General features: G+C 45.2%; 12 protein-coding genes. 2 read left to right on the forward strand and 10 right to left on the reverse strand.

Annotated elements, in window-relative coordinates; all coding sequences use genetic code 11:
- Positions 1 to 748: 748 nt before the first annotated feature.
- Both DW015_RS12445 and DW015_RS12450 read left to right on the forward strand, forming a co-directional pair.
- On the forward strand, positions 749 to 1696 hold the full coding sequence (locus DW015_RS12445; RefSeq protein WP_117858488.1) for an alpha/beta hydrolase: 948 nt from the start codon (positions 749 to 751) through the stop codon (positions 1694 to 1696).
- 22 nt (positions 1697 to 1718) lie between these two features.
- On the forward strand, positions 1719 to 3248 hold the full coding sequence (locus tag DW015_RS12450) for a YifB family Mg chelatase-like AAA ATPase (RefSeq protein ID WP_117905850.1): 1530 nt from the start codon (positions 1719 to 1721) through the stop codon (positions 3246 to 3248).
- Between the two features lie 204 nt (positions 3249 to 3452).
- Here DW015_RS12450 and DW015_RS12455 read toward each other — a convergent pair whose 3' ends face one another.
- From DW015_RS12455 to DW015_RS12500, 10 genes are all read right to left on the reverse strand, one after another.
- Positions 3453 to 5534, reverse strand: a complete 2082-nt coding sequence (locus tag DW015_RS12455) for an elongation factor G (protein WP_117905851.1) — start codon at positions 5532 to 5534, stop codon at positions 3453 to 3455.
- Positions 5535 to 6178: 644 nt separating this feature from the next.
- Complete coding sequence (locus DW015_RS12460; protein ID WP_117905852.1) at positions 6179 to 6781, reverse strand: dipicolinate synthase subunit B; 603 nt, start codon at positions 6779 to 6781, stop codon at positions 6179 to 6181.
- Entirely contained in the window at positions 6753 to 7622 is an 870-nt protein-coding gene (locus DW015_RS12465; protein ID WP_117905853.1) for a dipicolinate synthase subunit DpsA, read from the reverse strand. Before DW015_RS12465 ends, DW015_RS12460 begins: the two co-directional genes overlap by 29 nt.
- A 130-nt stretch (positions 7623 to 7752) precedes the next feature.
- The gene (locus tag DW015_RS12470) at positions 7753 to 8613 is read right to left on the reverse strand and encodes a histidinol-phosphatase HisJ family protein (RefSeq protein WP_117905854.1); all 861 of its coding nucleotides are present in this window, start codon (positions 8611 to 8613) and stop codon (positions 7753 to 7755) included.
- Between the two features lie 30 nt (positions 8614 to 8643).
- Positions 8644 to 9423 carry a sugar phosphate isomerase/epimerase gene (locus DW015_RS12475; protein ID WP_117905855.1) on the reverse strand — a complete coding sequence of 260 codons (780 nt, stop codon included), beginning with the start codon at positions 9421 to 9423 and terminating at the stop codon, positions 8644 to 8646.
- Positions 9424 to 9478: 55 nt separating this feature from the next.
- Entirely contained in the window at positions 9479 to 10834 is a 1356-nt protein-coding gene (locus tag DW015_RS12480) for a PFL family protein (RefSeq protein WP_117905856.1), read from the reverse strand.
- Between the two features lie 18 nt (positions 10835 to 10852).
- Entirely contained in the window at positions 10853 to 11122 is a 270-nt protein-coding gene (locus DW015_RS12485; protein ID WP_022286601.1) for an ACT domain-containing protein, read from the reverse strand.
- A gap of 239 nt (positions 11123 to 11361) precedes the next feature.
- Positions 11362 to 12861 carry a sialate O-acetylesterase gene (locus tag DW015_RS12490; protein WP_242993289.1) on the reverse strand — a complete coding sequence of 500 codons (1500 nt, stop codon included), beginning with the start codon at positions 12859 to 12861 and terminating at the stop codon, positions 11362 to 11364.
- 97 nt (positions 12862 to 12958) lie between these two features.
- A complete protein-coding gene (locus tag DW015_RS12495; RefSeq protein ID WP_117905858.1) occupies positions 12959 to 13447 on the reverse strand; it encodes a GNAT family N-acetyltransferase in 489 nt (162 codons plus the stop codon).
- Between the two features lie 33 nt (positions 13448 to 13480).
- Complete coding sequence (locus tag DW015_RS12500; RefSeq protein ID WP_117891840.1) at positions 13481 to 15097, reverse strand: ATP-binding cassette domain-containing protein; 1617 nt, start codon at positions 15095 to 15097, stop codon at positions 13481 to 13483.
- Positions 15098 to 15242 lie beyond the last annotated feature (145 nt).

Raw genomic sequence — 15242 nt, forward strand, 5'->3', positions numbered from 1 at the left:
AAACTATCCTATCACGCTTGTAGGGGACGGCGCCCCCGACGTCCCGCTCGGAGGTGTAATGCTGTGATTGTTGTATCTTTGATGCCAAATTATTTTCGAGGTACATTATTGTGATATTCCCAGATAATTCAATGGGCAAGAAATAGCGGGCTGTCGTATTTCTGTGAGCTTGCGAACAGAAATTTCGCCAAGCCCCTACAATTTTTATTGATAGATTATTCCTCCGCAAAATCGCTCCGCTCTTTGCGTATCTACATTGCGCTTAGGGATAGAAAAGCGGTGCAGATTTAATTCTCCGATATCACTTTCATCTGATATTTGACTTCTATATGCTTTTGATACTACAATCTGCACCTTGTCGGCTTGCGCCGAATGAGGCTCTGCCTCATACTCCGACAGGGCTTTGCCCTGTACCCACAAGGGGTTTCACCCCTTGACCCTGACCAGGGACGTGTCCCTGGACCTTTTGCTCGCTTCGCTCGGTGCTTTATTTTTACTTTATGCTTGTAATTAACTTTGGTCTGCTATGCTCATTCCTCATTCCTCACTCCTCACTCCTCACTCCTCACTCCTCATTCCTCATTCCTCATTCCTCATTCCTCATTCCTCACTCCTCATTCCTCATTCCTCACTCCTCACTTAAACTCCGCTCCTATTAAAAACTTCCCCTTGATTATTCCCCCAAAAAGTGCTATACTATTGATAAGTAAAATTGCACGAAATCATAACCCAAAGGAGGTATATTTCTATGAATTGTACTCATTTCAAAAGCTACTATCCGTCCTCTGACGGACTTCATAAGATCGCATATTACGTTCGTTTCCCTATCGGCACAGTAAGAGGTGTCGTTCAGATATCCCACGGTATGTGCGAATATTTCAGACGTTATGACGACCTCGCTGAGTTCCTCACAGGCTTAGGCTTCGCAGTATGCGGAAACGACCACCTCGGTCATGGCGACAGTGTGAACGACAGCTCCGAGCTTGGCTACTTCTCCCCTGAACACGGCTGGGAAAACGCTGTCGAGGATATGTATACTCTCACAAAAATGATGAAACACAACTACCCTGACAAGCCGTATTTTCTTCTCGGCCACAGCATGGGAAGCTTCCTTGCAAGAGCTTTTGTAACCAAGCATGGCAGAAACCTCACAGCGGCTATCTTCTGCGGAACAAGCGGCGGCATGGAGGGTATCCCTGCTTTACTCACCCTTGTTGACAGCCTGAAAATACTCCATGGCGACAAATACAGGAGCAACGCTGTAAATAAGCTTGCTTTCGGTGCTTATACAAGAAAAATTACCGATAAAGTCAGCGAATATGATTGGATATCCCGTGACCCTGAAATAGTTTCCACCTACGAAAAAGACCCTAAATGCAACTTTATTTTCACCCTAAACGGCTTTGAAAATCTTGCAAAGCTTTTGTGGTATGTTTCAAACGAAAAGTGGTTCTCCACCTATCCGAAAACTTTGCCTACCTATCTTATAGCAGGCAGTGCCGACCCTGTGGGAAACTACGGAAAAGGCGTACTAAGCGTGTTCAACAGGCTGTCCCTCAACGGCTGTGACGTTGAGATGAAGATATACGAAAATGCACGTCACGAGCTTGTGAACGAAACCAACCGCCGTGAGGTATATAATGATATTGCAGATTTTCTGCTGGATATCATAAGCTCTGAGATGTGCTCAGATTAAGACGTAAGGGAGAGAAGTCAACGTGTTTGCTGTAATAAACAGTGTAGGTCTGCTGGGGCTTAACGCCTTTGCGGTCAAGGTGGAGATAGAAGCTTCAAAGGGTCTGCCCTCTTTCGATATTGTGGGGCTTGCAGACGCATCTGTAAAAGAAAGCCGTGAACGTGTGCGTTCTGCACTGCGTTCAAGCGAGATAACATTGCCTTTAAGAAAAATAATCATAAATCTTGCACCTGCCGATGTGAGAAAAACAGGCTCGGTCTATGACTTAGCCGTGGCAGTTGCACTCTTGCGAATGGCTGACCTTGTTGATGACAGTATGCTTTCCACCTCCGCTTTTATCGGCGAGCTTTCTCTCAGCGGAGAAGTAAGACCTGTTCAGGGCGTTTTGCCTATGACCATAATGGCGCAGAAAATGGGACTTTCTGAGATATATGTTCCTGCCGACAATGTTCGTGAAGCTTCCGTTGTGGAGGGTATAAAAGCCTATGGCGTAAGGTCTTTGCGGGAGCTTGTTTTTCACTTTGAGAAAAAGGCGGCTATAGTTCCTGCGGCACATTATAAGCCCACCGCTGAAAGCTATTTCGGAAGTCTTGATTTTGCCGACGTAAAAGGACAATCAGCGGCAAAAAAAGCATTGGAGGTCGCAGCGGCAGGCGGTCACAACGTTCTTATGATAGGTTCGCCTGGCTCAGGAAAATCAATGCTTGCAAAACGTATGCCGTCGATACTTCCTGCCATGACCTTTGAGGAGTCCATAGAAACCACAAATATCCATTCTGTGGCAGGACTTTTGGACAGCAACAGTCCTCTTATCACCACCAGACCTTTCCGTTCACCGCATCATACAGTTTCACCGGCAGGACTTTCAGGCGGAGGCTCTGTGCCAAAGCCCGGCGAGATATCCCTTGCACATAACGGCTTGCTTTTTCTTGACGAGCTTGCAGAGTTTTCACGCCCTGCCCTTGAGATTTTAAGACAGCCTTTGGAGGACAGACAGGTGACCATATCCAGAGTGTCAGGGTCGATAACATACCCATGTTCGTTCATGCTTATTGCTGCAATGAATCCTTGTCCGTGCGGATATTTTGGTCACCCAACAAGAAAGTGCATATGCTCGCCAAAACAGGTGTCAGGCTATCTTTCCAAAGTCAGCGGACCACTTCTCGACCGTTTCGACATTCATTTGGAGGTCGCACCTGTTGAGTTTGCAGATCTTTCTTCCACCGCCAAAGAAGAGTCCTCAGCGTCCATAAGAGAGCGTGTTCAAAAAGCCCGTGACATACAAAACGAGCGTTTCAAAAACACCAGCATAACCTGCAACGCACGAATAACTTCTGATATTCTTCACGAGGTCTGCCCTGTGACAGATGAGGCTTCAAAGCTTTTGGAGAACGTTTTTGACAGGCTGGGACTTTCAGCAAGAGCCTATGACCGCATACTTAAAGTCGCACGAACTGTTGCGGATATGGACGGTGCAAAGGTCATAGACAAAAAGCATATCGCAATGGCTGTTCAGTATCGAAGCCTTGACAGAAAATATTGGAACGGGTGATATGTGCGTCACATAAAAGCTGACAGGAAACGGGCGAACACTGTTCGCCCCTACTATGGTGTATTCAAATACATATGATAATTGCAGACGGTTTTTATTCCGTCTGTTTTTTTGTGCAAAAAAGTACGGGAACGCCCGAAACATTCCCGTACTGTCCTTATCACAATTCTATAATTATCCCTTAAAAATTCTATTCCAAAAAAATCAATCTGCCACTGCGTTCTTTGCGATAACGTCTGCAACAAGATTTGCAGGAAGGGGCTCGTAACGTGCTTTTTCAAAGGTGAACACGCCCTGACCCTGCGTCATTTGTCTCAGAAGCAGTGTGAAGTCTGCCATTTCAGCCATTGGAACTTCGGCAACTATTTCTGTCATACCCTTCTTTTCCGCAGGATTCATGCCCAGAACTCTGCCTCTTCTCTTATTAAGCTCGCCCATCATGTCGCCAGTGTTATCGTCAGGTACGAAAACGCTCAAAGAGCCGATAGGTTCGAGGAGAACAGGCTCTGCCTGACGCATACCCTCTTTGTATGCGATAGAAGCTGCCATTTTGAATGCCATTTCTGAGCTGTCAACAGGGTGATATGAGCCGTCCACAAGGATAGCTTTCAGACCAACTACAGGGAAACCTGCGAGAACGCCTTTCTTTACGCTTTCCTGCAAGCCCTTTTCTACTGCTGGGAAGAAGTTCTTTGGAACTGCTCCGCCAAACACCTTTTCTTCAAATACAAGGTCGTCAGATACGCATGGCTCAAATTCTATCCAAACGTCGCCATACTGACCGTGACCGCCTGACTGCTTCTTATGTCTGCCCTGCACCTTGACTTTCTTTCTGATAGTTTCACGATAGGAGATCTTAGGCACAGAAGTTTCTACTTCAACGCCGAATGTTCCTGCAAGTCTGCCCACAACAGAATCAAGGTGAAGTCCGCCCAAGGTGCTGAGTATCATTTCGTTTGTTGACGGGTCGAGCTTGTAATCTATAGTAAGGTCTTCTTCCATAAGTCTTGTCATTGCGGCGGATATCTTGCTTTCATCGCCCTGCTTTTTAGCTCTTACTGCCATTTTGTAGCACGGCTTAGGGAATGTCATAGGTGCAAACTTAACAACTCTTGCGGAGTCACAGATTGTATCGTTGGTGTTCACGTTCATCTTCATTGCAACAACGATATCTCCACAGCCTGCTTCGGCAACGTCTATCTGCTTTTTGCCCTGAAGCGTAACAAGCTTTCCGACCTTTTCGGTGCTTCCTGTGGTAGCGTTCACAACCTCCTTGTTAGGTATAAGCTTTCCTGAAAATACCTTTATGTATGACATCTTGCCAACAAATGGGTCAGCAACTGTCTTGAATACAAATGCACTCATTGGGTCGCTTTCAACGCAAGCGACTTCAACAGCTTCGCCGTCTGCTGTTTCGCCTATCATAGCGTCCTTTTCTGACGGAGGAGGGAGCAGCAGGTCTATCTCCTTAAGGAGCATATCAACACCTGAGAGGTCTGTGGAAGAAACGCAGGTAACAGGAGTTATAATGCCTGAGTTCATGCCGCTATGTATTCCGTCGATAAGCTCTTTCTGTGTGAATGCTTCGCCTGAGAAGAACTTTTCAAAAAGCGCCTCGTCAGTTTCTGCAACGGCTTCGGACACGGCTTCGATAAGTCCGTCGATACGATAACCCATTTTCTCTGATACATCAGCTGTAGGCATATCAGTTTCAACTGCCTTGCCGTCTTCATACTTATATGCTTTCATCTCAATGAGATTTACATAAGAAACTATCTTTCTGTCTGCGATAACAGGCACAACAACAGGGCAAACTGTAGGTCCGAACTCTGCTTTGAGCTGAGTAAGAACGTTATTGAAGTTTGCGTTGTCGTCATCAAGCTTTGTTACAACGAACATTGTAGGCTTGCCCATTTCTTTTGCAAGGTCATAAGCCTTGTGAGTACCTACACGAACGCCTGATTTACCTGATACAGTTATGAGAACGCAACCGCTTGCGGCAATGCCCTCAACAGCTTCGCCCTCATAATCGAACATACCGGGAGTATCAAGAAGATTTACCTTGAACTCACCAGTTTCCAAAGAAGAAAGAGATGTGTAAACAGAACATTTTCTCTTTATCTCATCAGGGGTATAATCAGAAATAGTATTTCCGTCAGTTATCTTGCCGAGCCTGTCAGTAGCTCCGCTTTTATATAGCAGTGCCTCAGTCAGAGAGGTCTTTCCGGAACCTGCCTGACCTGCAATAGCAATATTTTTTATTTTTGTGCTGTCGTATTTTTTCAAGTTGATCGCTCCAATCTATGCCGTTGGACGGCTTAATGTGATATGCAGTATAATTATATGTATCATTTACACAAAATATATCAACCGCATAAGATAATTATATACTATTTTCACATAAATAGCAAGGGTGGAAAGAAAAATTTCTTTCGTGAATGTGAACAAAGTTTAGACTTGTTATAAAGCAGATTGCACAAGGGGAGGAAGAAGTGAGGAGTGAGGAGTGAGGAATTAGGAATTAGCATAGCAGACCAAAGAAAATTACAAGCATAAAGTAAAATAAAGCACCGGGCGAAGCGAGCAAGCGGTAGAAACTATCCTGAATATTTGTAGGGGACGGCGCCCTCGACGTCCCGTTTCAGGGAGCGAAAATGTTTGGTTTTATCACGAATTTGTATAGACGTGCCGTAGCGGAAAATGTTGTGCCGTAAAGTGTTTGAAACAATGTGCCGAACATTGTGCGGATAACGAAAATGAGATTGCGAACAAAACGTCGATAAGCGGGACGTCGGGGGCGCCGTCCCCTACATGGTTTGTGCGATTATCAATGTGGTGCGATAAACAGAAGATATGAATGTACAAAAATCAGGTGAAAATCAAAAGATATACGCAAAAAAAGCCCTCCGAGCAGATCGGAGAGCTTTGCGTTATTTTACCCTTATGACAGGCTGAAGCTGTATACCGTCAAGAGCCGACTGAATAGTTTCGGGTATGAGTTCAAACTCAGCCACTATGGAGTTTGGCTTCTTTTCGCAGTTGTCCTGCGCATATGGTACGAAATAGTAGTTTCTCAGATTTTGCAGATAACCTATGTTTTTAGCACACCCTGCCAGTGCGTCATTTGTCGATATGGCGATGACCACGGGACGAGCATTTCTCAGGTGACTTTTTACCGCCATGGTGGCTGGAGTGTCCGTCAAGCCAAGAGCAAGCTTTGCTGCCGTGTTTGAGGTGCAGGGTGCTGCTACCATGATATCACACATCTTTTTGGGTCCGATCGGCTCGGCTTCTTCTATGGTGCGTATGACCTTGCGGCCTGCTATGGTTTCAAGGCGTTTGATGTTTTCTTCCGCTGTGCCAAAACGTGTAGATATAGATGCGGCGTTGAAAGACATAATTGGCACAAGCTTTGCGCCCTGCTGCACAAGCCGTTCTGCGACGGCAAATGCCTTTTCAAAGGTGCAGAAGGAGCCGGTCATGCAAAAGCCTATTCGTATGCCGTCAAGTGACATTCTTTGTTCCCCTTTCATTCAAAATGTCCGTGACTGTTCGGGCGATTATCTCTCCTGCAGTCATAGGTGCGGCTTTGGCCGGAAGTCCCAATGCCCATACCACACGCCTGTTCAGCTTTGCGGCAGTTTCATGATCTACTCCGCCGGGTCGGGAGGCAAGGTCTATGATAAGAGAGTTTTTATCCATTACGCCCAAAAGCTTTTCATCAAGTATCATGGCAGGGACGGTGTTTATTATTATAGTATATCCCGAAATATTTTCCGCAAGAGCTGTGATAAGCTCTGCCTTATAGCCTGCGCCCTCGGCTTCTGCAAGTGCAGAAAGCTTTCTTGCGGATATAGTCACATCTGCGCCGACAGCCCGAAAAAGCTTAGCGCAGGCTTTCGCTACTCTGCCATAACCAATAACTAGGACGGTGGAACCGTTCACGGTGACAGCAAGCTCCTGCATGGCTATTTGCAAAGCGCCCTCCGCCGTGGGGATACAATTTCTTATAACAAGCTCCTCTCGCTTATAGTAATCCTTAACATCGAAGCCGAGAGAGGAGAAATATTCTATTTGATCACGGCGGAGCAGACCGCCTGCCACAAGTGCATTTTTCTTTAAATGCGTTGAAACGTCACTGCATGATACCTTTACATTACGGTTAGAAGAGATATCCAGCCCGTCAGCTTTCATGAGAGGAAGTACGAGAACGTCCGCCTTTTCGGTGAGCTGATCGAGATGAGCGAGGGGTATAGTGTCCTCGCCTTTATCATCCATGCCGTAAGTATAGACCCTGCCGATTTTAGTGAGAGTCTGAGCTGTATATGTTTGTCTTGCGTCACCGCCGACGCAGAGGAAAACTGTTTTTTTCATATGGATACCTCCTGTGGGACTATGCCTGATAGAGTTATATATAATTATATGTATCGGTGAGCTAAATGTTACCGGCAAAACAAAACGCCCTATCCCTGCAAAGCAAGAATTGCGGCGCTTTGATATGATATCATATTTCTATCTTGATAAACTTCGGCTCGTGCTTTTTGAAATAGGTCAGGTACTTAAAGCCTGCCGCCTGCGCCATTTCTACGCCTGCGTAAATGTCTCTGCCGATATCTGCGGTGCAGTGGGCGTCTGAGCCTATGGTCAATATCTCGCCGCCGAGGGCTTTGTAGAGCTTCACATATCCAAGGTCCGGGAGGGGCTTGCCGTATTTTTGCCTTAATCCTGACACATTTATCTCTATGCCCTTGCCTTTTTGGATAAGTGTACAAAAAATTTCTCTGATAATATCTTCATATGTAGAAAGATCTATTTGTATACCGCAATCTCCCTGGATATATCGCAGCGGATAGGTTAGGTGTCCTAAAACGTCTAACTTGCCCCATTTGCACATTTCAAGCATTTCTTTGAAATAGTCGTCAAGGAGAGCATAGGTTTGCGACAAGTCCATATTTTTGTACTCTATCCAATAGAAATCGTCCTTGCCTTTATTCTGATGATGCGAGCCGATGATAAAATCAAGGCGACTGTCGGAGGCTATCTCCTCGGCAAATTCTATATCCTGCAAAGGCTGACCAAGCTCTATTCCGCAGAGAAAATTTAAACCCTCCAGATGCTGGGAAGCTTCATACTGGGCGGCTATGCTTGCGGGGGCATACTCCCCCGAGCCGTACATCATGCCGTCTTTCAGGGCTTCAGGATCACCGTAATGGTCGGCTTTATAGCGGAAATTGCAATCGCAATGGTCAGTTATGGCAAATGCCGCCAAGCCAAGCTCTTTGGCTTTTGCTAAAGACTGTTCTACAGTTCCCTCACCGTCGGGGGAAAAGCCTGTGTGGGTGTGCATATCTATAAGAGTTTTCATAGGTTCTCCTATCTGTACAGAAATTTGTACTTATATAGAGTCGTAGAGCTTTTCAAGCTGTTCTGCCGCTTCTGCCGCACGTCTTACAAAGCTGTCAGGTGCAGCATTTCGGTACATGGGGGACTTTGACATATAAAGCTCTAATGACAATGATGGTTGGCAGTGGAGATTTTTGAGCTTTCTGAGAAATTTCTCAAAGTTCAGATTGCCGTCAAACGGTATCATGTGGCCGTCGGTGTTGCCGTCGTTATCGTGGATATGCAGGCAGGCAAGCTTGCTGCCGAACTTTGTCAGGCAATCGGTATTCTTTGAGAAGCAATTCTCATGACCTGTGTCATAGCAAAATTTCACGTTATCATGGTTTCCGAACTGGTCAAAAAGCACGTCAAGAAACTGTGGGAGCTGGATATTCTCAAAGGCGATATCAACGCTGTTTTCTTCTCCGCACTGTATTATTTTGGCGAAATTCTCTATGCCGAAACGTGACACCTCAGGCGGAACAAGTCCGTCAGTGGGGTGGCATATCATGGTTTTTATGCCGTTTTCACCGCACACTCTTACACATTCAAGTGTTCGTTGGAGGATATATTCGCTCTCCGGGCATATTGTCCAAAGGGCGTTCATGCGGTCAAACTGTGAATGGACGTTTTCTATTTTCAGTCCAAAATTACGTACAATATCATACTGTGTGTATTTTAGTCCGTCAGAAAAGCCAAGCATTACACCGTCAAAGCCGTTCTCTTTTATAAGTCTTATACGCTCCTCAAAGGGTATTTTAAAGGTGAAGTCTGCAAACATACAGCGTTTCAATCTGTTTTCCTCCTTACCAAAAACAGCGGCAGAATTGCTCTGCCGCCGTGAAAATTTAGTTTTTGAGAGAATGGAGTGGTGCAGGGATCTGTCCGCCTCGATTGATGAACTTGGAAGGTGACTCTTTTTTGAGCGGCATAACAGGTCCGCAGCCAAAAAGTCCGCCCCAATCAAGTTCTTCGCCAACGCTCTTGCCAATAGCAGGGATAACTCTTACGGCGGTGGTCTTGTTGTTTACCATACCGATAGCAGCTTCGTCTGCGATGATAGCTGAAATAGTATCGGCTGGAGTATCGCCAGGGATACATATCATATCAAGACCAACTGAGCATACAGCAGTCATAGCTTCAAGTTTTTCAATGCAGAGCGCACCGCTCTTTGCGGCATCAATCATGCCTGCGTCCTCAGAAACAGGGATAAATGCACCTGAAAGTCCGCCTATTCTTGAGCAAGCCATTACGCCGCCCTTTTTAACTGCGTCATTGAGCAGAGCGAGGGCAGCTGTTGTGCCGTGTGTGCCGCACTTTTCCAGTCCTATTTCCTCAAGGATATGGGCAACGGAGTCGCCAACGGCAGGAGTTGGTGCGAGTGAAAGGTCAACGATACCGAATGGAACGCCAAGACGCTTGGAAGCGATAGTTCCAACGAGCTGACCTACTCTTGTTATCTTATATGAGATCTCTTTGATAACGTCGGATATCTTTGTGATATCAGCGTCAGGATATTTTCTCAAAGCGGCTCTTACAACGCCAGGACCTGATACGCCCACGTTTATCATGCAATCAGGCTCGCCAACTCCGTGGAAAGCACCTGCCATGAACGGGTTATCCTCAACTGCGTTACAGAAAACAACGAGTTTTGCTGCGCCAAAGCAGGCAGAGTCAACTGTTCTTTCTGCACACTCTCTTACAACTCCACCCATCATTTTGCAGGCGTCCAGATTGATACCTGTTTTTGTTGAACCGATATTTACAGAGGAACATACTCTCTCAGTAGTAGCAAGTGCCTCTGGGATAGACTTGATAAGCTCAATATCGCCTGCGGAGAAGCCCTTTGGAACGAGTGCGGTATATCCGCCGATAAGGTTTACGCCAACGTCCTTTGCGGCTCTGTCCATAGCGTGTGCAAATGGAACAGGTGAACACTTGCAGGCAGCAGACACGATAGCGATAGGGGTAACGGAAATTCTCTTATTTATGATAGGGATACCAAGCTCCTTCTCTATCTGCTCGCCTACTTCAACAAGCCTTGCGGCTTTTGCGGTTATCTTCTTATAGACATTCTCGCAGGCAACGTTTATATCGCTGTCGATACAATCAAGCAGAGAAATGCCCATTGTGATAGTACGAATATCAAGACAATCGTCCTGTATCATTCGTATCGTTTCCAACACGTCATATGTATTAATCATTTTACTGAAATCTCCTCTTTAGATATGGTGCATACAGTTAAAAATATCCTCGTGCATCGTATGGATCTTTACACCCATTGTCTGACCAAGCTCTGTAAGTCCGTCCGCCATGGTAGCAAAATCGGAGTTGAGCTTTGTGATGTCAACAAGCATTATCATAGCAAAGAGGTCCTGCAAAACTGACTGAGTGACCTCGATAACATTCGCATTATATTCTGCACACTTTGTGCTTACCTTTGCAAGGATACCTACAGCGTCCTTACCTATAACCGTAACAACAGCTCTCATTAATAAGACCAGCCTTTCCAAATTCATTTATATATCTTCTATTATACCACACAGCGGAGATTTTGCCAAGAGTTTTAATTATAAATATTTTATTAACGTTGAAGTGCAAAAAAAGCGGGGTGTCAGATTTCTGCAAAACAAAAAAGTTGATGAGCGGGACGTCAATTTCTGTGAGCTTGCGAGCAGAAATTTCGCCGCTCCCCTACAAAAAACGCCCCCATTTAGGGGACGTTCTTGTATTATTTTTCTGTTCTGAATGGTGCGAGTGGTATGCCTGTTTCGTTGAAGATAGTTACCTCGCAATAGTTGAACCAGTTATATCTTGCATACAGAGGTTTTTCAACGGCGTCTGACTTGATGAAAATTTTACTGCCGTTTATAGTGATATCGGCTTTTACGAACTCTTCGTCCTTGCCTGCTATCTCAAAGCCCTGTGCTTCGCCCTTTACTACAAAGCCGTTTTCGGCATGGTCAAAGCTAAGCTCTATACCGCCGTTTTTATACTCCAGCGACTTATAGATAGGTCCGAATGCTTTTACGTCCATGCCGTAGAAAAGCTTTTCTGCCTGCAAACAAAGTCTTTCGCCAACGGGTACTTTATTCTTTGGGTGTATCTCGTTGAACTCACCGCAATCCGAGATAACAGCTATTCCTGCATTTTTCACTGTCTTATATGCTCTCATCTGTGCTTCTCTTATTTTACACCAATGCTTATAATCAGGGTCGGCGGCATATTTGAACATTGGGAGCTGGACGATTATGAACGGAAGCTCATCGTCGCCCCACTTCTCTCTCCAAAGTCTGATAAGAGATGTGAGGAGGGTGTAATAGCTGTCCGGCTTATGGTCGTCAGACTCGCCCTGATAATAGAGAAAGCCTTTTATTGTATAAGGACAAACTCTTGACACCATGGTCTCAAAAAGTCCTGTTGGGCGGAATGGGTTTACGCAGTTTATCGGGCCCGGCCAATTCTTATCGCCAAGGATCTCGTTGGCTTTTTCCCAGCTCATTGTTGGGTCTTTTTGCAGAAGCTCGCCGTATTTTTTATCCCACACACGCTCAAATTTCTGATAATCTCTGTATTCTTTTATCTGCTCCTCGACAGTTTTGCCCTCAATACGTTTTTCATACTCGTCTATGTAGCTTCTTATTTCAGCGTTGTTTTCAAGGGTCGGTCTGTCTATCCATGCGGAGGCTGATGTGCCGCCCCAGTTACAGCCGATAAGTCCTACTGTTACGCCAAGGTCTTTGGCAAGCTTTCTTGCAAAGAAAAAACCGACTGCACTCCATGCCCTTGAATTATCCTTTGAAGCCTGCGACCATGCGGTATTGTTTTCGTCCTCATAGAACATTTCGTCAAGTGTGCCACGCTTTTGAGTGTAATAAAATCTTACGTTGCAATCAGGAGTGAGGTTTTCGAGGACTTCTTTGCCGCCCTTTGCATTTTGCAGTTCAAGCTCCATATTTGACTGACCGCCGCAGAACCACACTTCGCCTATCATGATACGGCAGAATTTTTTCTCTGTACAGCCGTCTGAAACTGTCATTTCATACTCTCCGCCTGCACTCATTGGAGGGAGGACGGCTGTCCACCTGCCGTCGCAGACCTGCGTCTGAACTGACACGCCGTTAAGAGTAACTGTGACAGTTCTTTCCTCGTCCCCAAGTCCCCAGACTGTTATGTTCTTGTCACGCTGGAGCACCATATCGTTTGAAAAAATATTTGCTACCTTTAACATACTTATTTCACCTTTCAATATCTATAAAAATTCAATATTCAAAAAATATCATCGCCGCAGGCGATACCTTAATTCCTCACTCCTAACTTCTCACTAATCAAAGAGTGTGGTAGAAAAGAATGATATCCTCAAAGACGCCCTCTTTGTTTTCAAAGCCCTGCGGTACAGTGCCGAGCTTAACAAAGCCGAGGTTTTCGTAAAGCTTTACCGCCTTGACGTTTGATGCAACAACGGCATTGAACTGGAGCACCTTAAAGCCTTTCTGCTTTGCTATGAAAAGACAATGCTCGACTATGACCTTGCCTGCTCCTTTTCCACGGCAGGTGCTTTTTACGGCATAGCTTGCGTTTGCGATATGTCCGCATCTGCCAACGTTATTGGGGTGGAGGATATACATTCCTACAGTTTCGCCCTCATACTCTGCAACACCGCAGAATGTTTGTGAAGCAAAGAATTTTTTTGCACCCTCATAGTCGAGGGTCTCTTTCTGTGGGAAGGCATTGCCCTCTTTTACAACTTCGTTCCATATCTCTGCCATTGCAGGAACGTCATCAATATTGTAACCTCTTACGGTCACGTTTTTCATTTTTGCCATTCTGGATACTTCTCCATAATAAAATTACTCTATAAATGACTTCATGCCACGCTCACGTCGCCAATCAAGGAACTCCTCATATGTTCCCTGTCTGTCGATACAGCCGTCGGGGGTTATCTCGATTATTCTGTTTGCAACTGTCTGAACTATTTCGTGGTCATGAGATGCGAAGATAACAACGCCTTTGAAATCTCTAAGTCCGTTATTTACGGCTGTGATAGATTCGAGATCGAGGTGGTTGGTAGGTCTGTCAAGCATTATAACGTTTGAGCCGAAGAGCATCATACGGCTGAACATACATCTTACCTTTTCACCACCTGAGAGAACTTTTACAGGCTTATATATCTCGTCCCCTGAGAAGAGCATTTTGCCGAGGAATCCTCTGAGGTAGGTGTCTGTTACCTCGGAAGTGGAATATTTTCTTATCCAGTCAACGATGCTTTCGTCATTGTCATTAAAGTAGGCTGAGTTATCTATTGGGAAATATGAACGTGATGTGGAAACGCCCCATTTTATCGTACCCTCGTCTGGCTCTTCTTCCTCTGCAAGTATCTTGAAAAGCATTGTGATAGCCTGCTCGGACTCACCGATGAAAGCGACCTTATCGGTACGGCTGAGGGTAAAGGAAACATTATTGAGGAGCTTTACTCCGTCAACTGTTTTGGATATGCCGTTGACTTTGAGGACGTCTTTTCCAAGCTCTCTATCCATATTAAAGCCTATGAAAGGATATTTTCTTGATGATGCAGGCATTTCTTCGACTGTGAGCTTATCAAGAAGCTTTCTTCTTGCGGTAGCCTGCTTGGACTTTGATTTGTTTGCTGAGAAACGGTTGATGAACTCCTGGAGTTCCTTGATCTTCTCCTCGGCTTTCTTGTTCTGGTTCTTTATCATTCTCTGCATGAGCTGTGAGGACTCATACCAGAACTCGTAGTTACCAACATACATTTTTATCTTTGTATAGTCGATATCTACGATATGGGTACAAACATTATTAAGGAAATGTCTGTCATGGGATACGACGAGGACAGTTCCGAAATAGTCGGCAAGGAAGTCCTCTAGCCAGCTTATAGCGTCGATATCAAGGTGGTTGGTAGGCTCGTCCAGCATGATAATATCAGGATTGCCGAAAAGTGCCTGTGCAAGAAGCACCTTGACTTTCTCGTTACCTGAGAGGGTGGACATCTGTGAATAGAGGATATCTTCGGAAAGACCAAGACCCTGAATGAGCTTTGAAGCGTCAGACTCAGCTTCCCAGCCGTTTAATTCTGCGAACTCGCTTTCAAGCTGTCCTGCTCTGTCGCCGTCCTCCTCGGTGAAGTCCTCCTTAGCGTAAAGCTCGTCCTTTTCTTTCATTATCTCATAAAGTCGCTTATTGCCCATTATTACAGTTTCGAGAACTGTATACTCGTCGAATGCAAAGTGATCCTGACGAAGCACTGAAAGTCTGTCCTCTTTTGAGATAACTACCTCGCCTGTGGTAGGCTCTATCTCACCGCAGAGGATCTTCAGAAATGTTGACTTTCCTGCACCGTTTGCACCGATTATGCCATAGCAGTTGCCGTTTGTAAATTTAAGGTCAACGTCCTTGAAAAGAAGCTGACCGCCGAATGAAAGGCTTACGTTTGATACTGTTATCATTTTAACTCTCCTATATCTGATAATTATACTTTGACACTTTATTATACCACACAAAGCGGCTTATGTCTACTTTTAATTATTAATTTTTCATCACTGTGCTGTAGTGCTACAATAGATATTGGACAAAAGTTCAGAAAAAAGAAAA

Origin of the sequence: Ruminococcus sp. AF37-20 (genome assembly GCF_003460465.1) — a bacterium.
GTDB classification, from domain to species: Bacteria; Bacillota; Clostridia; order Oscillospirales; family Ruminococcaceae; genus Hominimerdicola; species Hominimerdicola aceti.

Excerpts from the sequence above, each read along its gene's own strand:
- DW015_RS12460 (WP_117905852.1), bottom strand. The coding sequence starts at position 6,781 with ATGAAAGGGGAACAAAGAATGTCACTTGACGGCATACGAATAGGCTTT.
- DW015_RS12470 (WP_117905854.1), bottom strand. The coding sequence starts at position 8,613 with ATGAAAACTCTTATAGATATGCACACCCACACAGGCTTTTCCCCCGAC.
- DW015_RS12485 (WP_022286601.1), bottom strand. The coding sequence starts at position 11,122 with ATGAGAGCTGTTGTTACGGTTATAGGTAAGGACGCTGTAGGTATCCTT.
- DW015_RS12445 (WP_117858488.1), top strand. The coding sequence starts at position 749 with ATGAATTGTACTCATTTCAAAAGCTACTATCCGTCCTCTGACGGACTT.
- DW015_RS12465 (WP_117905853.1), bottom strand. The coding sequence starts at position 7,622 with ATGAAAAAAACAGTTTTCCTCTGCGTCGGCGGTGACGCAAGACAAACA.
- DW015_RS12500 (WP_117891840.1), bottom strand. The coding sequence starts at position 15,097 with ATGATAACAGTATCAAACGTAAGCCTTTCATTCGGCGGTCAGCTTCTT.
- DW015_RS12490 (WP_242993289.1), bottom strand. The coding sequence starts at position 12,861 with ATGTTAAAGGTAGCAAATATTTTTTCAAACGATATGGTGCTCCAGCGT.
- DW015_RS12480 (WP_117905856.1), bottom strand. The coding sequence starts at position 10,834 with ATGATTAATACATATGACGTGTTGGAAACGATACGAATGATACAGGAC.
- DW015_RS12495 (WP_117905858.1), bottom strand. The coding sequence starts at position 13,447 with ATGAAAAACGTGACCGTAAGAGGTTACAATATTGATGACGTTCCTGCA.